Origin of the sequence: Streptomonospora nanhaiensis (assembly GCF_013410565.1) — a bacterium.
Classification (GTDB): domain Bacteria; phylum Actinomycetota; class Actinomycetes; order Streptosporangiales; family Streptosporangiaceae; genus Streptomonospora; species Streptomonospora nanhaiensis.
On the sequence record NZ_JACCFO010000001.1, the window covers coordinates 1,370,644 to 1,390,282 of the forward strand.

The 19,639-nt window shown below is 74.7% G+C and carries 16 protein-coding genes and 1 pseudogene; 7 read left to right on the forward strand and 10 right to left on the reverse strand.

Annotated elements, in window-relative coordinates:
• Positions 1-27: 27 nt before the first annotated feature.
• Positions 28-888 (reverse strand): hypothetical protein, encoded by an 861-nt coding sequence (locus HNR12_RS05910; protein WP_179766550.1) that lies wholly within the window; start codon positions 886-888, stop codon positions 28-30.
• Positions 885-1,658 (reverse strand): alpha/beta hydrolase, encoded by a 774-nt coding sequence (locus HNR12_RS05915; protein ID WP_179766551.1) that lies wholly within the window; start codon positions 1,656-1,658, stop codon positions 885-887. Before HNR12_RS05915 ends, HNR12_RS05910 begins: the two co-directional genes overlap by 4 nt.
• A 309-nt stretch (positions 1,659-1,967) precedes the next feature.
• Here HNR12_RS05915 and HNR12_RS05920 point away from each other — a divergent pair, with 309 nt between their 5' ends.
• Both HNR12_RS05920 and HNR12_RS05925 read left to right on the forward strand, forming a co-directional pair.
• The gene (locus HNR12_RS05920) at positions 1,968-2,852 is read left to right on the forward strand and encodes a 1-acyl-sn-glycerol-3-phosphate acyltransferase (protein ID WP_179766552.1); all 885 of its coding nucleotides are present in this window, start codon (positions 1,968-1,970) and stop codon (positions 2,850-2,852) included.
• 386 nt (positions 2,853-3,238) lie between these two features.
• Positions 3,239-4,915 carry a carbohydrate-binding module family 20 domain-containing protein gene (locus HNR12_RS05925; RefSeq protein WP_338119726.1) on the forward strand — a complete coding sequence of 559 codons (1,677 nt, stop codon included), beginning with the start codon at positions 3,239-3,241 and terminating at the stop codon, positions 4,913-4,915.
• Positions 4,916-5,052: 137 nt separating this feature from the next.
• Here HNR12_RS05925 and HNR12_RS05930 read toward each other — a convergent pair whose 3' ends face one another.
• The 3 genes from HNR12_RS05930 to HNR12_RS05940 form a co-directional block, all read right to left on the reverse strand.
• Positions 5,053-5,757, reverse strand: coding sequence for an endonuclease/exonuclease/phosphatase family protein (locus HNR12_RS05930; RefSeq protein ID WP_179766553.1), 705 nt, complete (start codon positions 5,755-5,757; stop codon positions 5,053-5,055).
• Positions 5,758-5,885: 128 nt separating this feature from the next.
• The gene (locus HNR12_RS05935) at positions 5,886-6,836 is read right to left on the reverse strand and encodes an ROK family glucokinase (protein WP_179766554.1); all 951 of its coding nucleotides are present in this window, start codon (positions 6,834-6,836) and stop codon (positions 5,886-5,888) included.
• Between the two features lie 132 nt (positions 6,837-6,968).
• Positions 6,969-7,403, reverse strand: a complete 435-nt coding sequence (locus tag HNR12_RS05940) for a hypothetical protein (protein ID WP_179766555.1) — start codon at positions 7,401-7,403, stop codon at positions 6,969-6,971.
• 359 nt (positions 7,404-7,762) lie between these two features.
• On the opposite strand from HNR12_RS05940, the gene HNR12_RS05945 reads away from it, so the two are divergent.
• The 4 genes and pseudogenes from HNR12_RS05945 (at position 7,763) to HNR12_RS05955 (ending at position 11,747) form a co-directional block, all read left to right on the forward strand.
• A complete protein-coding gene (locus tag HNR12_RS05945) occupies positions 7,763-9,559 on the forward strand; it encodes an AMP-dependent synthetase/ligase (protein ID WP_179766556.1) in 1,797 nt (598 codons plus the stop codon).
• A gap of 271 nt (positions 9,560-9,830) precedes the next feature.
• The gene (locus HNR12_RS05950; RefSeq protein WP_179766557.1) at positions 9,831-10,397 is read left to right on the forward strand and encodes a UbiX family flavin prenyltransferase; all 567 of its coding nucleotides are present in this window, start codon (positions 9,831-9,833) and stop codon (positions 10,395-10,397) included.
• Positions 10,394-10,573 (forward strand): annotated as a pseudogene (locus HNR12_RS29700) (hypothetical protein); the annotation flags it as partial. The gene HNR12_RS05950 and the pseudogene HNR12_RS29700, both read left to right, overlap by 4 nt.
• A gap of 106 nt (positions 10,574-10,679) precedes the next feature.
• Positions 10,680-11,747, forward strand: coding sequence for a UbiD family decarboxylase (locus tag HNR12_RS05955; protein ID WP_338119727.1), 1,068 nt, complete (start codon positions 10,680-10,682; stop codon positions 11,745-11,747).
• A 21-nt stretch (positions 11,748-11,768) separates the two neighbouring features.
• On the opposite strand, the gene HNR12_RS05960 is transcribed toward HNR12_RS05955, so the two are convergent.
• The 5 genes from HNR12_RS05960 to HNR12_RS05980 all read right to left on the reverse strand — a co-directional run bounded on the left by HNR12_RS05960 (position 11,769) and on the right by HNR12_RS05980 (position 17,642).
• Complete coding sequence (locus HNR12_RS05960) at positions 11,769-12,920, reverse strand: glycosyltransferase (protein ID WP_179766558.1); 1,152 nt, start codon at positions 12,918-12,920, stop codon at positions 11,769-11,771.
• A gap of 112 nt (positions 12,921-13,032) precedes the next feature.
• The gene (locus HNR12_RS05965) at positions 13,033-14,040 is read right to left on the reverse strand and encodes a C40 family peptidase (protein ID WP_308118581.1); all 1,008 of its coding nucleotides are present in this window, start codon (positions 14,038-14,040) and stop codon (positions 13,033-13,035) included.
• Positions 14,041-14,576: 536 nt separating this feature from the next.
• Positions 14,577-15,569, reverse strand: coding sequence for a C40 family peptidase (locus tag HNR12_RS05970; protein ID WP_179766560.1), 993 nt, complete (start codon positions 15,567-15,569; stop codon positions 14,577-14,579).
• 478 nt (positions 15,570-16,047) lie between these two features.
• Positions 16,048-17,394, reverse strand: coding sequence for an NYN domain-containing protein (locus HNR12_RS05975; RefSeq protein WP_179766561.1), 1,347 nt, complete (start codon positions 17,392-17,394; stop codon positions 16,048-16,050).
• Positions 17,391-17,642, reverse strand: a complete 252-nt coding sequence (locus HNR12_RS05980; protein WP_179770435.1) for a hypothetical protein — start codon at positions 17,640-17,642, stop codon at positions 17,391-17,393. The genes HNR12_RS05975 and HNR12_RS05980 overlap by 4 nt, the downstream gene beginning before the upstream one ends.
• 194 nt (positions 17,643-17,836) lie before the next feature.
• Between HNR12_RS05980 and HNR12_RS05985 the strand changes: the two genes are divergently transcribed.
• Entirely contained in the window at positions 17,837-19,630 is a 1,794-nt protein-coding gene (locus tag HNR12_RS05985; protein WP_179766562.1) for a DEDD exonuclease domain-containing protein, read from the forward strand.
• Positions 19,631-19,639 lie beyond the last annotated feature (9 nt).

Consider the following 19,639-nt stretch of genomic DNA (forward strand, 5'->3'; position numbering starts at 1 on the left):
TGCCGGGAGGGTGCTGCGGCGCCGGGCTCAGACCACGGCGCCGTCGTCGGGCCCCTGGTCGCCGGGCGGGCGGTCGCCCATGCGCACCACCAGCACGACGAAGCCCGCGATGAACGCCGCCACGGCGAGGAACGCCACCCAGCCGGGCAGGGAGACGCCCAGCAGCATCGAGCCCAGCAGGACCAGCGGCCCGCCGAACAGGCCGCCCCAGGACAGCCGGCTGACAAGGTCGCCTCGGGGCAGGGGCGGCGGCGGGGGCGGGACGTAGTGGTCCTGGGGGTCGGTGGTCTCGGCCGGGCGGATGAGCCGGGCGCGCGGTTCGTCGTCGGGCTCGGGATCGGGTTCGGGCTCGCGGGTGTCGAGCAGGTCGCCCGGGTCGGGGACGCGCCCGCGGCCGCCGTCGGCGCCGGAGCGCTCCCCCGCCGAGAGGTTCTCGGCGTCGGGCCAGTGCGGGGCGTCGCCGGCGCGGCCGTCGTCGTAGAAGCGGGCGACGAGGTCGGCCCACACGTCGTCATCGTCGGCGGTGTCGCGGGCGGGGTCGGCGGCCGCGGGCCCGGGCCCGGCCTCGGCCGGCTCGCCGCCGCCGGCCGCTCCGCCGGAGTCGGCGGCGGCCGCGCCCCGCTCGGAGCGGTGCTGCTCCAGGTCGGGCAGCTCGGCGCGCAGGATCTCGGCCGCGGCGGCGCGCTGGCGGGCATCGACGTGCAGGTGGTCGGTGGGCGGATCGTCGAGGGCGTCGGCGGACTCCAGCACGTTGTCCAGCGGCACGGCGTATGCGGCGATGCCGGAGCGGCGCAGCGCGTCGAGCATGAGGTCGGCGAGGGCGGGCGGGAGCACGATGAGCGGCACATAGGTGTCCGCGAGCAGGCCGTTGCCGCGGCGGTGCGTCATCGCTTCGTCCCTTCCCCGCTCCTGCTGTGCTCGCGGACGAACGCGAGGCTTCCCTCGAAGATGGTTGAGGCGTCGTAGTCGAGGGTGGCCACGTGGTAGCTGTTGTCCAGGGAGTGGACGCGCAGCTCGGCGTTGACCGCCCTACTGGTGAGGATACGCAGACTCCGCGGCCCGACGACATGGTCCTGGGGACTTCGGTAGGCCAGGATGGGGGCCGTAATGGCCGCCATGTCGCGTTTGGTGTCGCGCCACAGCTTCGGGAGTGTCGCGGCGGCCGCCGTGGGCACCTTGTCGTAGGAGCCCTCTCCCACGCCGGGCTTCTTGATGTCCTCGCCGATGCTCTCGGTGGTGGGCACGATCCGCGCCAGGGCGGGGGCCACGAGCAGCAGCCAGTTCTCCAGCGCGAGCGAGGGGTTGACCACCACGATCCCGCGCACCTTGTCGGGGTGCAGTTCGGCCAGGCGCAGGGCGAGCGCGCCGCCCATGGACAGCCCCATGACGAAGACGGTGTGGCAGGACTCGTGCAGCCGCAGCAGCGCGGACTCCACCGTGGCCAGCCACTCCGTGCTGGTGGTGGTGGCCATCTCCTGCCAGGTGGTGCCGTGGCCGGGCAGCAGCGGCAGGTCGACGGTGAGGCCCTCTTTGCCCAGGTACTCGGCCCAGGGACGCAGGGAGGCCGGGCTTCCGGTGAAGCCGTGGCAGAGCAGAACGCCCACCCCGGCGCCGTCGCCGTCGCAGCGGTAGGGTTCGGCGCCCGGGACAGGCGGCATGAGGACTCCTCGACTCACGGATGCGCGTATGACCCGACTTTACGAAATTAGTACGCGCCGCGCGCCGCCGGTACCCCCGGCCTCCGCGTGGCCCCGCGCCCGTGGTGGCGGGGCCTGCGGACCGCGCGGAGGGCGCCGTCCGGGACCGCCCACCCGGCCCTACCTGCGGGTAACTTTTCCCGATATTGGTAGTCGGTCGCCGACGATGGGAAGATGACCACGATTGTTCGTGGAAGCGTTCATGGAAGCGGGAAGACCGACGCGGCGGGAACGCCACGGCGCGGCCCGCGTGTCCGAGGGTGAGTGCCGGTGTTCTATTGGGTGGTCAAGGCGATTCTGGGGCCCGTGCTCGCGGTGCTGTGGCAGCCGCGCGCCGAGGGCGTCGAGAACGTGCCCCGGCAGGGTCCGGCGATCATGGTGAGCAACCACCTGTCGTTCTCCGACCACTTCTTCGGCCCGCTGCCGCTGCCGCGCAAGATCACCTTCCTGGCCAAGGCGGAGTACTTCACCGGCACCGGGCCCAAGGGCCTCATCAGCCGGCTGTTCTTCACCGGGGTCGGCCAGATCCCCATCGACCGCTCGGGCGGCAAGGCCAGCGAGGCGGCGCTGCGCACCGGGCTGAAGGTCCTCAAGCAGGGCAAGCTGCTGGGCATCTACCCCGAGGGCACGCGCTCCCCTGACGGCCGCCTCTACCGGGGCCGCACGGGCGTGGCCCGGCTGGTGCTGGAGTCCAAGGCGCCGGTCGTGCCGATGGCCATGATCAACGTCGACAAGATCATGCCGCCCGGCCGTACGATCCCCCGGCTGGGGATCCGCCCCAAGGTCGTGTTCGGCAAGCCGCTGGACTTCTCGCGCTACTACGGCATGGAGAAGGACCCCCGCGTGCTGCGGGCCATCACCGACGAGATCATGTACGCGCTGATGGAGCTGTCCGGCCAGGAGTACGTGGACCGCTACGCGCAGTCGGTCAAGGCCGAGCTCGCGGCGGCGGCCAAGGAGGAGCGCAAGGAGCAGCACGCCGACAAGAAGGAGCGCCGGCGGGCGGAGCGGGCCGAGCGCAAGGCGCGCCGCAAGGCCGAGCGCGCCCGCAAGAGGGAGGAGCGCAAGGCGCGGGGCGCGGACGGCGAGGCCGACACCGACCCCGAGGGCGCACCCGACCGGGCGGCCGACGAGCCGCCGGGGACCGCCGCCTAGCGCCTCCCGCCCCTCCTCGCGCGGCCCGGCCGGGCGCGCGCACGCGGGCGACGCCCACAACAGCGAGAGCGGGCAGGGAAGAGCGGGGGGCGGCGCCGACGCCGCCCCGGGCCGACGCGCCCGCTTCCGCCATCGGCGGGGCCTGTCAGGGCGCCCGCCCGCGCGCCGTCCGCCGCCCTGACCCGCACGCCACCGCCGCGGCGGCCCTCACCGCCTGGCCCGCCGCCGCCACCGCCACGACGACGGCCGCCGCCGACCCCGCCGCCGACCCCGCTCCCCCGCGCCCGGCGGCCTCCGGCGGCGGGGCCGCCGCCCCGGCCAACGGCGACGTCATCGTCCACCTCTTCCAGTGGCGGTGGGAGTCCGTCGCCCAGGAGTGCGAGGACGTGCTCGGCCCCAACGGCTACGGCGCGGTCCAGGTCTCGCCGCCCCAGGAGCACGTCGTCCTGCCCGGCGAGGGCCACCCCTGGTGGCAGGACTACCAGCCGGTCTCCTACTCCATCGACAACACCCGGCGCGGCTCCCGCGCCGAGTTCGCCGACATGGTGGCGCGCTGCCGCGACGCCGGCGTGCGGATCTACGTGGACGCGGTCGTCAACCACATGACCGGCTCGGGTTCCGTCGGCAGCGGGCCCGGCAGCGCGGGCAGCACCTACGCCAAGTACGAGTACCCCGCCGTGCCCTACGGCGACGGCGACTTCGGCGACTGCCGCCGCGACATCGCCGACGGGACCGACCCGGCGGAGGTGCAGGGCTGCGAACTCGTCGCGCTCTCGGACCTGGACACCGGCTCTGCGCACGTGCGCGGCGCCGTGGCCGACTACCTCAACGACCTCATCGGGCTCGGCGTCGCCGGGTTCCGCGTCGACGCCGTCAAGCACGTCCCCGCCGCGGACCTGGCGGCGATCTACGCGCGGCTGGACGAGGTGCCCGGCTACGGCGGCCGGCCCTACATCTTCCAGGAGGTGCTCGACGGCGGCGGGCCGGAGTCCATCCGGCCGCCCGGCTACACCCACCTGGGCGACGTCATCGACGAGCGCTACCACGACCAGGTCGGCGCGCAGATCCGCGACGGCCGGCTGGACAGCGTGCTGGAGACGGTCCGCACGGGCATGGCGGTGGAGTCCGACCAGGCCGTGGTCTTCGTGGACAACCACGACTCCCAGCGCTCCGACCCCTCCATCAGCTACCAGGCCATGGGCCAACGGCATGTGCTGGCCCAGGCGCTCACCCTGGCCCAGCCCTACGGCACGCCCAAGGTGATGTCGAGCTACCGGTTCGAGTCCACCGCCCAGGGGCCGCCCTCCACCGGGACCGAGGCGGGCAACCCGGCCGGGGCGATCACCGCGCCCACCGACTGCTCGGGGGAGCGCTGGTTCTGCGAGCACCGGGACCTCAACGCCATGCCCACCTTCACCAACGCCGTGGGCGAGGCTCCGGCGGTGGAGCGGGCCGAGGACGGCGCGGCGCGCATCGCCTTCGACCGGGGCGAGCGCGGGTTCGCCGCGTTCAACGCGAGCGGTTCGGGCTGGACGGTGACCTCGGCCACCGGCCTGCCCGACGGCCGCTACTGCGACGTGGCCAACGGGACGATCGGCGCCGACGGGGCGTGCGACTCGGCCGGGTACGCGGTGTCGGGCGGCGAGGTCACGGTGACCGTGCCGCCCAACGGGGCCGTCGCGCTGCACGTGGACGCGCTGTGCGCCGAGGGCGCGCCGTGCGCCGACGAAGGCGGGTCGCCGGACGAGGAGTGCGCGACCGTCACGGCCGCCTTCAGCGCCCGGGCCGAGACCTGGTACGGGCAGGAGGTGCGTGTCGTCGGCTCGGTCCCCGCGCTGGGGTCGTGGGACCCGCGCGACGGGGTGCGGCTGGCCACGGACGAAGGCGCCTACCCGACGTGGCGCGGCGAGGTCGACCTGCCCGAGGGCACCGCGTTCGAGTACAAGCTGGTCAAGGTCGCCCCGGACGGCTCCGTGCAGTGGGAGGCGGGGGCCAACCGGTCGGCCGCCGTCGACTCCCCGGACGCGCGGTGCGCCCAGGCGTTCACGGCCGAGTGGCGCTAGCCGCCGCGTGAGCGGTCCCGGCCGGGACCGCTCCCCTCACCCGTGTGGAGGGCGCGCACGGGGCCGCGCGGGCGAGGCGCTCCGGGGCGCCCCCGCGCCGGGACCGGCGGGGGCGGGCGCACGCCTCCGCGCGCGGCTCACAGGGTGATGTCGGCGAGCACCGGCCGGTGGTCGCTGGCGGCGGCGAGATCGGCCGGGTCCACCAGGTCGACGGGCACCCCCGCGCGCCGGACCCGCACGTCGCCGGAGGTGAACACCCCGTCGATGCGCGTACGCGGACGGCGCGCCGGAAAGGTGTCGGCCTCGCCCCAGGGGTGCTCCCCGGCCGCGTCGTGCATCACCGCGGTGATCAGCCGCCAGGCCGACCCCTCGGGCGGGCAGTTGACGTCGGCCGCCAGCACGTAGGGGCCGGGGTTCTCGGCGGCGAACGCGCCGAGGTGGTCCAGCGCCTCGCCGGCGTGGTGCAGTCGCGCGCCGGGGTGGAGGTCCAGGTGCGTGCAGCCGACGAGCAGCGGGCTGCCGTCGACCTTGAGCGCCGCCATCGACAGGGTGCGGGTGTGCATGGCCGGGTACTGGCGCAGGACGCGGTGGCCGATGCGGCGGACCTCGACGCCCGGCCGGCACAGGATGGCCAGGCCGCCGGTGCGCCAGCTGATGGCGGGGACCATGCCGGTGGCGCGGTCGAGTTCGCGCCGCTTGGCCCGCCAGCCGAGCAGGCGCGGTGCCTCCTGCAGGCACACGATGTCGGGGTCGCAGGCGCTGATCACCCGCGCCACGGCGTCCGGGTCGTCGCGCAGGGCGCGCACGTTGTAGCTGAGCACGCGAAGGTCCGAGTTCGACACACCGTGTCCCTACCCTTCTGCGCCGGGTCAATCGCCGCCGTGGGCCCCGGGGTCCGGCGGCGCCGGGCGCGGCGCAGCGCCGCGGACCGGCCGGGCGGCCCGGCGGGCTGCGGGGCCGGCGGCGGACGCTAGCGCAGGGCGAGGTCGGCGGCGCCCACGATCCCCGCGGCCGAGCCCATGCTCGCCACGCGGATGCCGGCGAGGCGGCGGGTGGCGCGGCCGCTGACGTTGCGCTGGAAGGAGTCGCGGACGGGGCCGAGCAGGATGTCGCCGGCGTCGGAGACCCCGCCGCCGATGACGAAGAGTTCGGGGTCGAGGATCGCGGCGAGGTCGGCCAGGCCCAGCCCCACCCACTCCCCCACGGCGCGGAAGCAGGCCAGCGCGCCGGGATCGCCCTCGACGGCGGCCCGGGTGATGTCGCCGCCCTGGACCGCCGCGATGTCGCCGCCGGCCAGCTCGACCAGCCGGGCCGCGCGCTCGGGGTCGGTCCGGGCGAGGTCGTGGGCCTCGCCGACGAGCGCGCGGCCGCTGGCGTACTGCTCCCAGCAGCCGTGGTTGCCGCAGCCGCAGCGGCGGCCGTAGGGCACGACCCGGTAGTGGCCGAACTCGGCGGCGGCGCCGAACCCGCCGCGCTGGATCTCGCCGTTCATGACCACGCCGCCGCCGACCCCGGTGCCCAGCGTGACGCAGACGACGTGGCCGCTGCCCCGGCCCGCGCCGAACCGGGCCTCGGCCCAGGCGGCGGCGTTGGCGTCGTTCTCCACGACCACGGGCAGGTCGACGCGGCGCTGGAGGCGCTCCTTGAAGGGGTCGTCGGCGAGTCCGAGGTTGGCGGCGAGCACGATGGTGGCGCGGTCGGCGTCGACGAACCCGGCGGTGCCGATCCCCACGGCCGCGATGTCGGCCCCGGCGTTGCGCTCGCGCAGTTCGCGGACGGCCGCGCCCACGACGTCAGCGAGCGCCTCGGCGTCGGCGAAGGGCGTGGGGTGCTTCACCACGTCGTGGACCCGCCCCTGGGGGTCGACCACTCCGGCGGCCACCTTGGTGCCGCCGATGTCCACGCCGATCGTCGTCCGCATGGCCGGCTCCTTCGTCTGCATCGCCGCACGCACCGGCGCCGCGGGGGTGCGGGCGCCGCCATTGGATTAAACCAGTGGCATAGACCAGTGCCCCACCCCGGCCCCGGCCGCGGGCGCGCCACCCGGCCGGCGTCACCCGCCCCGCGAGATCTGGCGCGGCCCGGGGTCGGCGGGGTCCGCACCGGAGCCGGAGTCGGCGCGGGTGTCGCCGCGGCGGGCGGCGGCCTCGCGGGAGCGGCGCTCCAACGTGCTCTCGACCACCTTGAAGGTCTCGCCGAGGGCGCCGGCGAGCGCCATCCCGGCGCGGCCGAGGTGGCCGACGACCTCGGGGCCCTTCTCGCGGGCGATGCCGAGCAACTGCTCCACGGGGGTGGGCTCGGGCTCGGGGTACTGCTCGCGGACGGCCTCCTCCCACACGTCGCCCTTGCGCGGCGGCGCCGAGGAGGGGGCCGCCGCGCCGCGGCGCACGCCGGCCACGATGAGTCGGCGCTGCAAGGCGTCGACCAGCCGCAGGGCGTCGTCGATGATGTCCTGGGATCCGGTGGAGTCGCGGTTCGGCTCTGCCATGGTGGTGGTGCCCCTGTTTCGCATGTCCCGGTGGTCCCGGTGGTCCGGGCGGCCCGGTCGGCGGGCCGTTGGTGGCTCTGCCCGTCACGTTAGCCGCACCCGGGCGGGTGCGGTCGGGACACCCGGGGGAAACCGGGGGTATCCCGGGCGAATCCCCGGGTTCGGCGGGCACACCGCGTAGCGGCCTCCGGGAGGGGGCACCGGTTCCGCGTTCGGCACCCGTGGCGGCAGGCCTCCCACGTTGAGGCCGGGTCACTTTCGGGTACCAGACGAGAACTCGTTCTACCCAGCGGTAACGAAAGTTGTTACCTTCTGTTTCGTCCCCTCTCGCAGAACTACGTCCGTCCGGGAGAGAACAGGTGCGCGAATACAGCACTCCGCTGAAGGTCACGGTCGCCGACGAGTCGCGGCTGCCCGACACGCTCTTCACCCGGGCCGAGAAGGAGCCCGGAGCCGTCGCCCTGCGCCGCCAGGAGGCCGGCCAGTGGCGCGACGTCACCTGCGCGCGGTTCCGCGACGACGTCGTGGCCATCGCCAAGGCGCTCATCGCCGCCGGCGTCCAGCACGGCGACCGGGTCGGGCTGATGTCGCGGACCCGTTACGAGTGGACGACCATCGACTACGCGATCTGGTCCGTGGGCGGGGTGACGGTCCCCATCTACGAGTCCTCCTCCGAGGAGCAGATCGCCTGGATCCTGGGCGACTCCCAGAGCAGGGCCGTCTTCGTGGAGCTGCCCGAGCACGCCGAACGCGTCGAGGCGGTGCGCGGCGGACTGGACGGCCTCGCCGAGGTCTGGCAGATCGAGGGGCCCGGGTTCGCCGCGTTCCTGGAGACCGGCGCCGACGTGGCCGACACGGTCGTCCACGAGCGCCGCCGCGCGGGCGGCGCCGACGAACTGGCGACGCTGATCTACACCTCGGGGACCACCGGTCGGCCCAAGGGGTGCGAACTGACGCACCGCAACCTGCTGTTCACCATCCTGAACACGATCAACGGCCCGCTGGAGGAGGTCTTCACTATCGAGGGCCGCTCCACGCTGCTGTTCCTGCCGCTGGCGCACTCCTTCGCCCGGATCATCCAGGTGGGCTGCATCGAGTCCCACACGGTGATGGGCCACTTCCCCACCACCGGGCCCGAGGTGATCGACGCGCTGGGGTCCTTCCGGCCGACCTTCCTGCTGGCGATGCCGCGGGTGTTCGAGAAGGTCTACAACAAGGCCGAGCAGCGGGCCACATCCGAGGGGCGGGGGCGGATCTTCAGGGCGGCGGCCGACACCGCGATCGCCTACAGCCGCGCGCTGGACACCGGGCGGGTGCCGCTGGGGCTGCGGCTGCGGCACGCCCTGTTCGAGCGGCTGGTCTACGGCAAGATCCTGGCGGCGGTCGGCGGGCAGGCGCGCTACGCGGTGTCGGGCGGCTCGGCGCTGGGCGACCGCCTGGGCCACTTCTTCCGCGGGGTGGGGCTCACCGTGCTGGAGGGCTACGGCCTGACCGAGACCTCAGCGCCCACCTGCGTCAACAGCCCGCGCAGGAACAAGATCGGCACGGTCGGCCCGCCGCTGCCCGGGGTCTCCCACCGGATCGCCGAGGACGGCGAGATCCTGGTCAAGGGCGACCACGTGATGCGCGGCTACTGGGGCAACGAGAAGGCCACCGCCGAGGCGTTCGACAAGGAGGGCTGGTACCTCACCGGCGACCTCGGCGCCCTGGACGAGGACGGCTACCTCACCATCACCGGCCGCAAGAAGGAGATCATCGTGACGGCGGGCGGCAAGAACGTCGCCCCGGCCGTGATCGAGGACCGCCTGCGCGGCCACGCCATCATCAGCCAGTGCATGGTGGTCGGCGACAACCGCAACTTCGTCTCGGCGCTGATCACCATCGACGAGGAGGCGTTCGAGTTCTGGAAGGGGCAGCACGACAAGACCGGTTCGATCGCCGACCTGGTCGACGACCCCGACCTCGTCGCCACCGTCCAGGAGGCGGTGGACGACGCCAACAAGGCGGTCTCCCGCGCCGAGTCCATCCGCAAGTTCGCCATCCTCCCGGTCGACTTCACCCAGGAGGGCGGCCACATGACCCCGTCCCTCAAGGTCAAGCGGCACGTGGTGGCCAAGCAGTTCAGCGCGGAGATCGAGAAGATCTACGCCGGCTGACCCGGCCGCGGCCGAGCACGCGACCGCACTCCGGCGGCGGGCGCGCCCTTCCTCGGGGCGCGCCCGCCGCCGTGTGCGGGGCGGGCGCGGCGCCCTCCCACCGGCCCCCGGGGCGTCCTCCCAGCTCAGCCGTTGTGAACACGTGATCAAGAAGATGCGTCGCACTGTGGCACAAACCGGTCAATCTGGCTACATTCACGCTGCCGACATGCTTCCGGCTCGCGGAGCTGCGGTGGTGGGAGCCGTTCCAGGGAGAGGCAGGTGCGCCGCGGTGCGTCGAATCGTGGTGGGGATCAGCGGGGCGTCGGGGGCGGTGTACGGCATCCGGCTGCTGGAGGCGCTGCGGGCGGCCGACGTCGAGACGCACCTGGTCATCTCGCAGAGCGGCAAGCGCGCCATCGTCGAGGAGACCGACCACACGGTCAAGGACGTCCGCGCGCTCGCCGACGTCACCCACGCCAGCGACGACGTGGGCGCGCCCATCTCCTCGGGCTCCTTCCCCACCATGGGCATGGTGGTGGCGCCCTGCTCGGTGCGCTCGCTCGCCGAGATCGCCCACGGCACCACCACCGGCCTGCTCACCCGCGCCGCCGACGTCGCGCTGAAGGAGCGGCGCCGGGTGGTGCTGCTGGTGCGCGAGACGCCGCTGCGCGTCACCCACCTGCGGGCCATGGCCGCGGCGGCCGAGGACGGTGCGGTCATCATGCCGCCGCTGCCCGCCTTCTACACCCGGCCCACGAGCCTGGACGAGGTGGTCGACCACACCGTGGGCCGCGTGCTCGACCAGTTCGGGATCGAGAGCGGCCTGGTGCGGCGCTGGGCGGGGAGCCGGGCATGACCGCCGCCGCGCCCCGCGTGCACGACCTCGCGCTCATCATCGACGACCTCGACGCGGCCGGCCGCCTGGTGCGGGTCCGCGGCGAGGTCGCCCCCCGCCTGGAGCTGGCGGGGATCGCCGCCGCCTTCGAGGGCACCGACCAGGCCGTCCTGTTCGAGCGGGTCAAGGGCCACACCGCGCCCGTACTGGTCCCGGACCCTGCTCGCCGGGCTGCTGGGCCGGCCCGAGCCCACCCTGGCCCACTACGTCACCGGCCGGATCGCCGAGTGGAAGGCGCGGCCGGTGCCGCCGGTCGTCGTGGCGGACGGGCCCGTCCTGGAGGTCACCGAGAAGGACCTGGCCGCCCTGCCGATCCCCGTCCACGCCGAGGGCGACGGCGGCCCCTACATCGACGCCGGCGTGGTGATCGCCCGCGACCCCGAGACCGGCGTGCGCAACGCCTCCATCCAGCGCTTCATGGCCGCCGGCCCCGACACCCTGCACATCAACATCGACGCGGGCCGGCACCTGGGGCTCTACCTCGACAAGGCCGCGCGGCTGGGGCGGTCCCTGCCGATCACCGTCAACATCGGCGTGGGCCCCGGACTGCACTTCGCCGCCGCCGCGCCCGCCGAGGCCGCCGGCGCCGACGAGGACGAACTGGGCATCGCCTCGGCCTTCCACGGCGCCCCGCTGCGCCTGGTCCCGGGCACGTTCTCCGACGTCGAACTCGTCGCCGAGGCGATGTACGCCCTGGAGTGCGAGATCGTCCCCGGGGTCCTCGCCGAGGAGGGGCCGTTCGCCGAGGTCACCGGGTACTACGCCAAGCGGGTCCCCCGGCCGGTGGTGACCGTCAGGGCGGTGCACCGCCGCGCCGCCCCGGTCTTCCACACCATCCTGTCGGGGGCCGAGGTGTGGAACTCGGTCGGGCTGCTCGGCGAGGCCAACATCCTCGACCTGGTCGGCCGGCAGGTGCCCGGCGTGCGCGACGTCTACCTCCCCCACGGCGGCTGCGGCTTCTACCACGCGGTGGTGCAGATGGAGCAGAAGCGGGCCGGGTGGGCCAAGCAGGCCATCATGGCGGCCTTCGCCGCGTTCCCGCCGCTGAAGATGGTCACCGTGGTCGACGAGGACGTGGACCCGCGCGACCCCTCCGACATCGAGTGGGCCATGGCCACGCGGCTGGACCCCGACCACGGCATCGTGCGGATCCCCCGCGCGTTCGGCCACGGGCTGAACCCGGGATTCCCCGACTACCTCGGCACCAAGGTCGGCTTCGACGCGACCCGCCCGGCGCCCCGCACCCCCGAGTACGACCGGGTGCGCTACCGCGCGGTGGACCTGGACCGGTTCGACATCCTGCGGCCCTGATCGGGGCGGGCCGCGCCCGGATCAGGCGGCCAGCAGCGCCGCCAGGCGCTGGGCCGCCGCGTCCCAGGTCCACTCCCGCTCCACCCAGGCCCGCCCGCGCTCGCCCATGGCGCGGGCCGCCGCCGGGTCGCCCAGCAGGCGGATGAGGGCGCGGGCCGCGGGGCCGGGCCGCTCGCCGTCGACCGCCGTGCCGGTGCGCCCCTCCACGACGGCGTCGGGCGCTCCCCCGGAGCGGCCGGCCACCACGGGCAGGCCCGTGGCCGACGCCTCCAGGTAGACGATCCCCAGGCCCTCCACGTCCAGGCCGCCGTTGCGGGTGCGGCACGGCATCGCGAAGACGTCGCCGGCCGCGTAGTGGGCGGGCAGCTCGGCGGCCGGCACGTCGCCGGCGAAGACCACGGAGTCGGCGACGCGCCGCTCGGCCGCCAGCGCCTCCAGCCGCCGCCGGTAGGGCCCGCCGCCGACCAGCAGCAGGGCGGCGTCGGGGATGTCGGCCAGCACCCGCGGCCAGGCCCGGACCAGCGTGTCCTGCCCCTTGCGCGCGACCAGCCGCGACACGCACACCACCACCGGGCGCCCGGTCAGCCCGTGGCGTTGGCGCACAACGGTGCCGTCGACGCCGGGGTGGAAGCGCCCGGTGTCCACGCCGGGAGCCAGGCGGCGCATGCGGGCCGCCGCGCCGGGCGACAGCGCGCGGGCCAGGCGGGTGCGGGTGTAGTCGCCGAGGTAGGTGAGGGTGTCGACCCCCTCGCCGATGCGGTGCAGCGCCTGGCGGGCGCCGGGCAGCACCGCCCAGCCGGTCTCGTGGCCGTGGGTCAGCGCCACGATGCGGCGCGCCCCCGCCCGGCGCAGGTCGGGCGCCATCAGGGCCAGCGGGGCGGCGGCGCCGAACAGGACGGAGTCGCAGCCCTCCAGCTCCAGGATGCGGGCCGCGCGGCGCCGCACCCCGGGCGTGGGCAGCAGCACCGGCGTGCGCTCGCGGACCACGGGGAACGGCTGGGCGAGGTCGAACTCCTCGGGGTCGCCCCACACGACCGCGCCGCGCGCGCCGGGGGTCGAGCAGTAGACGACCACGGAGTCGGCCGGGCGCCGCAGCGCCAGCTCGTGCACGAACGCCTGGATGCCTCCGGGGCGCGGCGGGAAGTCGTTGGTGACGATGAGGGTACGCGGCACGGGACCTGAGTCTAGGGTTTCGCGGGCGGCGCGGCGCGCCGGCGCGCGCCGGCGGGCGGGCGCGCGGGGCCGGGGTTCCGGCGCCGCGCGGTCCCGCCCGCGGGCGGGACTCCTAGGGGCGGACCGCCGAGTGGAAGTTGCTCTGGTAGTAGCCGCTCAGCTCGACCTCCATCACCGGCTTGGACGACGTGGAGGCGTGCACCATGCGGCCGTTGCCGACGTACATGCCCACGTGGTCGGGACCGCCGTAGAAGAAGATCAGGTCGCCGGGCTGCATGGCGTCCCAGGACACGGGGGTGCCCGCGTTGACCTGATCGTAGGTGGTGCGGGGCAGGCTCACGCCGGCCTCGGCCCAGGCGGCCTGCACGAGGCTGGAGCAGTCCCAGACGTCGGGGCCGTTGGCGCCGAGGCTGTAGGAGTCGCCGATCTGGGCGTAGATGAAGTCGAGGGCCACCGCGGCGTCGCCCGAGGCGTTGCCGGTGTAGCTGGTGCCGCCGGTGCCGTTGTTGACGCCCGAGGTCGCCGCGGCGGCCTCGTCGGCGGTGAGGTCGCTGAGGATGTCCTCCTGCTCCTGGATCTTCTCCTCGGCCTCGGTCTTGGCCTCTTCGGCCTCGTCGAGCTTGTCCTGGGCCTTCTCCTCGACGTCGGCCGCCTCGGCGGTCAGGTCCGCCAGCTCGTCCTGCTCGTCGAGGTACTCGTCCAGGGTCTCCTGCTGGCGCTCGGAGAGGTAGCCGAGGTCGGCGGCCTGGCGCAGGGCGTCCTCGGGGCCGCCGGTGCTGAGCAGGTAGGCCGGGGAGGAGTAGTCGGCGTTGGTGTAGGCGGCGTTGGCCAACTCGACGATGTCGTCGCGCATCGAGTCGATGCGCTCCTCGGTCTCGGCCTTGTCCTCGCGGAGGTCCTCCAGCTTCTCCTTGGCGGCCTCGTGGTCCTCCTGGGCCTGGTTGTACTTCTCGGCGAGCTTCGCGTGCTCTTCCTCAAGCTTCTCGATCTTGTCGCGCACCTCGTCGGCGGTCGGCTCGGCGACCGCGGTGCCGGTGGACAGGATCAGAGCACCTGCGGCGACGAAACCGACGGTGGCGAGATGCCGCCGGAACGAGCCACGTTCATGGCGTTCGCCCACGATAGTGGCACACCTTTCTCCCAGGACCGCCTCAACCGGAGCGCGCGGGGGTGGGCCCGGCGCGGCCGGCGAACGGCGCGCACCGCGGCCGCTGACGGCCGCCGCGCCGCTCGCGTCCACGCGGGTGCTGTGCGGGCGTCGCGCACGTGCGGCGCGACCGCGGGGGTTCTCCGGTCTCCGCAGCGGGGGGTCGGGGGTGCGCGGCGGAGTTCGGCGGGAGCGGGCCGCTGCCATCCTGGTGACGGCAAGAACGTCGACCACGCTCGGCGTCGAACACTAATGCATACGCGGCACCACACTCAACCGATTCGTTACCAATTTCGCCGGTTTGTGGTATGTCCGAATCGGGACCAGAGGCCGTCCCCAACCGCCGTGGCCACCGCCGCCGCGCGCGCGGCCCGCCGACCGGAAAGCGGCCGGGCTGGGCCGCGGCGGGGTGCGCCGTGTGACATTCGCCCGTACGCGGCTCCGCCGCCGCACCCGGCCGCGGGGCGGCGGGTGCGGCGGCGGAGCGCCAAGCGGCGGGCGGCCCGGTGTCAGGGGCGGACGCCGAACTGGAACTGGCTGTCCCAGTACCCGGCCATCGCGACGACCTCGACGTTCTTGCCGGTGCGCGGGGCGTGGATCATCTGGCCGTTGCCGACGTAGAGGCCGGCGTGGCCCAGGTCGCCGAAGAAGAAGACGATGTCGCCGGGCTGCAGCGCGTCGCGGCTGACCCGGGCGCCGGCCTCGGCCTGGCCGTAGGTGGTGCGGGGCAGGCTCACGCCGGCCGCGCCCCAGGCGCGCATGATCAGGCCGGAGCAGTCGTAGCTGTCGGGGCCGGCGGCGCCGTAGACGTAGGGCTTGCCCAGCTGGGCGTAGGCGAAGTCGAGGGCGGTGCGGGCGTCGCCCGAGGCCGCGCCGGTGTAGCTGCCGCCGGTGTCGGAGCCCTCGGTGGCGGGGTCGGCGTCGGGGAACTGCGCGAGAAGCTCCTCCTGCTCCTCGATCTTCTCCTCGACCTCGTCCTTCTTCTCCTCGATCTCGTCCTTCTTGTCCTTGGCCTCGGCCAGGGCCTCGTCGGCCTCGTCCTTCAGCCGGAACAGGCGCTCGGCGGACTCGCCGAACTCGTCCAGCTTGTCGCGCTGGCTCTCGGAGAGGTAGCCGACGTCGGCCGACTGGGCGAGGAGGTCCTCGGGGTCCTCGACGCTGATGACGTTGGCAGGGCTGTCGAGGTCCGTGCCCTGGTAGGCGGCGCTGGCGAACTCGGCGACCTCGTCGCGCAGCTCGTCGTAGCGCTCCTGCTCCTCGCCGACCTGCTCCTCGAGCTCGTCGGCCTTCTTCTTGGCGGCCTCGTAGTCCTCCTGGGCCTCGTTGTAGTCCTGGACGATGCTGTCGGCCTCTTGGTTCAGCTCGTCGAGCTTGCTCTCGACCTCTTCCTGGGTCGGCTCGGCGTAGGCCACACCGGGGGGCACGATCAGACTTCCGGCGGCCACGACCCCGATACCGGTCGCGATCCGGCGGGCCGTGCGCCGACCACCTGGGTTCGTCATGGCGGTCCACGCTCCTAACGGGTCAAGGTCCTCATGCGGGGATGGGGATACAGGCGATGGCTGGAAGGCGGCACGCGGTGCGGGGAGCGGGGACCACGGACACCGCACGCCGGACCATCCATACGGCACCGCGGCGAGATCCCTCGGCCCCTCGGCGCCGCAAGGGGCTCCCAGCGGACGTGAAGACCACCGGCGCGCGGTGGCCGCACGCCGACGCGAACCTCGTCCTATTCGGGAAACCCGTCAAGCTACCGGGAAGAACCTAGCGGACGGGACTGCGCAGCTCAACCACGGGACCCCCGGCGACACAGGGAAACCGGCCGCCACGGCCGCCCCAGGGGGCTCCCGGCGCGCCTCCCCGCGCAGCTCGCGGCGAGCGGCCGCGCGGCGGTTCGCGGCGGCTCACGTGCCACAACGATTGCGTCACACCGCGTCGCCGCCCCCGCGCCGGGGGCCGCGGCGGCCGGCCCGGGCGGCGCTAGCCGCCCAGGCGGCGCAGCAGCAGCGGCGAGGACAGGGTGCGGGCGCCCTCCCGGCGGACCGCGGTGACGATCTCCTTGTCGGAGGTGGCCACCGCCAGCGGCCTGCCGTGGGGTTCGGCGCGGACCAGGCGGACGATCAGCTCGTCGGCGGTCTCCCCCGGGTCGCTGAAGAGCACGCGCACCCGCCGGGTCGCCGACAGCGCGGGCGGGGTGCCGACGTCGGCGCCGTCGAACACGCAGGTGATCTCCGCCTTCGTGCGGCTGGCCAGCCCCTCCAGAGCCGTCAGCAGCCGCCCGCGCTGGTCGGCCAGCGGCAGGGTGCCGTACCCGGTCTTGGTGACGTTGTAGCCGTCGACCAGCAGGTGCGCCCGGGGCAGGCTCAGCACCTCGTCGACCAGGCCGGGGTCGTCGTCGGGCAGCCCCTGGCCGGGCGGCGCGGCGGCCCCGGCCCGCGAAAGGTCGGACACCAGGTCGGCCGGACTCTCGATGGAGGTGGGCAGGGCCAGCTCCCGGCGCAGGCCGTGGGCGGCCTCCAGCAGCACGTCCAGCAGCACCCGCAGCCGGGCCTCGTCGGCGCTGCGCCCGGCGCGCGCCGCGCGCCGGGCGTTCTCGACCTGCGCCTCGGCCGCCGCCAGGCGGTTGCGCAACCGGCGGTTCTCCGCTTCCACGGCGTTGACCTGGATGGTCGTCGTGGCGGTGCGGTCCGCCGCCTCCGCGATCGCCTGCTCGGCCTTCCCCACGGCCGCCTTGGCCCGCTGCCGCTCCCCGTGCAGCCGCCGGCGCAGGTCGGCGACGGTGCTGCGGTACTCGCGCAGCTCGCCGCGCAGCCGCTCGATCTCCGCACGCTGCTCGTTGCGCGCCTCCTCCACCTGCCGGCGCAGCGCGGCGATGGTGTCGGCGGCCTCGTCGGCCTCGCGCACGGAGTCCCGGCGGTCCAGCTCCTCGCGGATACGCGCCACGATGTCCGACCAGCCCTCGGGCCGCAGCAGGTAGGCCGCCGCGGCGACGGCCACCGGGTCGGCCGCCGGCGGCACCACGCCCTTGCGCAGCCCTTCGGCCAGTTCGGGCCACACCTGCTCGACCCGCTCGGCCACGCGCGCCCGAAAGCCGGCGTCGGCCTCCAGTTGCGCGGCGATCTGGGGGCCGGCCAGGCGGGCGCGGCGGCGCGGCTCGAAGCGGGCGACACGGCGCAGCACCGGCGGGAGGTCGGCCTCGCGCAGGCCGCCCAGCACGTCGGAGCCGTACTCGATGACGCGGGCGCGCACGGCCTCGGGCAGCGGCCGGTCGGCGCCGCCGCCGGCGTCCTCGGCGGAGGACGCCGGCACGCCGTTCTCCGAACTCATGCCGATTCCGCGGCGCCGGCGTCGGGGCGGTCGACGGTCTCCACAGCGTCCACCGCGTTGCACCAGCGGCAGCGGACCTCCTCGATCGTCTCGGCCAGGGTCTGGCTCTCCTCCACCCGGCTGCCGCCGGAGAGGTCGAAGTGCAGGTAGTCGCGCGAGCGCACGGAGCGCGTGACGTCGAACCGGGTGAGGTTGCCGCACTGGGTGCACCGCCAGCGCTGGGTATCGGACGGCACCGAAATGCTCACAGCCATGTCCTCCTTCTTAACAAACGCACCCGGTCCGAGCACGTGAACGTGCACGTGCGCGGCGCGCGGGCGCGGCGCGCACGCCGGTCGCCACCGCCGCCGGGCACGGCACGCGGGTCTGGGCCATCCTTCCACGTGCGGGGCCGGCAAAACCGGTCGGACCCGCCCCCGACCTGCGGCGCCGGAGGCGGCCGATGACCGGAACCCCCCGCGGAAGCGTCGGTGCCCGGGGCTACCCTGGCCGGGTGGCAGAGCAGTTGACCGGGGTCCAGGGCACCCTCGACGACCTCGGCACCCCGCTGTCGCAGTGCACGTTCGTCATCGTCGACCTGGAGACCACCGGCACCCGCTCCGACGGCGCCGGCATCACCGAGATCGGCGCCGTCAAGGTGCGCGGCGGCGAGGTGCTGGGCGAGTTCGCCACCCTGGTCAACCCCGGATCGCCCATCCCGCCGTTCATCACCCTGCTCACCGGGATCACCCAGGCGATGGTCGCCCCCGCGCCCACCATCGCCGCCGCGCTGCCGGCGTTCCTGGAGTTCGCCGCGCTGGACTCCGGCACGGTCCTGGTGGCCCACAACGCCCCCTTCGACGTCGGGTTCCTCAAGGCCGCCTGCGCCGAACACGGCTACCGCTGGCCCGCGCCCCAGGTGGTCGACACCGTCGCGCTGGCCCGGCGCCTGGTCACCCGCGACGAGGTCCCCAACCACAAGCTCGCCACCCTGGCCGGGTTCTTCGGCGTGCCCGACCAGCCCACCCACCGCGCCCTGGACGACGCCCGCGCCACCGTGGGGGTGCTGCACGGGCTGCTGGAGCGGCTGGGCTCCTTCGGCGTCGACACCGCCGAGGAACTGCGGTCCTTCCGCTCGGCGCCCACCGCCGCCCAGCGCCGCAAGCGCGCAATCGCCGACGGCGTGCCCGAGGCGCCCGGGGTGTATGTGTTCACCGACGCCAAGGGCGACACCCTCTACGTCGGCAAGAGCACCAACCTGCGGCGCCGGGTGCGCTCCTACTTCACCGGCTCGGAGAAGCGCGCCCGCATCCGCGAGATGGCGGCCCTGGTCGAAGGGGTCACCCCCATCGTGTGCGGCACCGGCCTGGAGGCCGAGGTCCGCGAACTCCGGCTGATCGCCGAGCGCAAGCCGCCCTACAACCGGCGCTCGCGCAACCCCGAACGCGCGCCCTGGCTGAAGCTGACCCGCGAGGTGTTCCCCCGCCTGTCGGTGGTGCGCACCGTCCGCGACGACGGCGCACCCTACCTGGGCCCCTTCCGCTCCTCCCGCGAGGCCGAACTGGCGCGCGAGGCGCTGCACCAGGTGTTCCGGCTGCGCCAGTGCACCCGCCGCATCGTCCCGGGGCGGCCCACCGCGCCGTGCGTGCTGGCCCAGCTGGGCCGCTGCGGGGCACCGTGCGCGGGCGGGGAGTCCCCCGAGGAGTACGCCGCCCACGCCGACACCGCCCTGGCCGCCATGACCGCCGACCCCGCGCCCGTGGTCGAGCGCCTGAGCGCCCAGATCGCCGAACTCGCGGCCGAACTGCGCTACGAGGAGGCCGCCGGCGTCCGCGACCGCCTCGCCGCCTTCGTGTCGGCCGCCGCCCGTGCCCAGCGCCTGGGCGCCCTGGCGGCCGTGCCCGAACTGGTGGCCGCCGCACCCGCTCCCGCCACCGACCCCGCGCGGCCCGGCTGGGAGGTCCACGTGATCCGCCACGGCCGCCTGGCCGCCGGCGGCCTCATGCGGCCCGGCGCCGACCCCGCCGAGTTCGTCTCGGCGCTCGTGCGCACCGCCGAGTCGGTGTTCCCCGGCCCCGGCCCGGCGCCCAGCGCCACCCCCGGCGAGATGGAGTGCGTGCTGCGCTGGCTGGAGCGGCCGGGCGTGCGGCTGGCCGAGGCCACCGGAACCTGGACATGCCCCGTCAATGGGGCCGGGAAGTACCGGCACCTGACAGACTTGGACCGCGGCGCGCAGGCGCCCGCGCCGCACCGCTGAGCCCCGCCC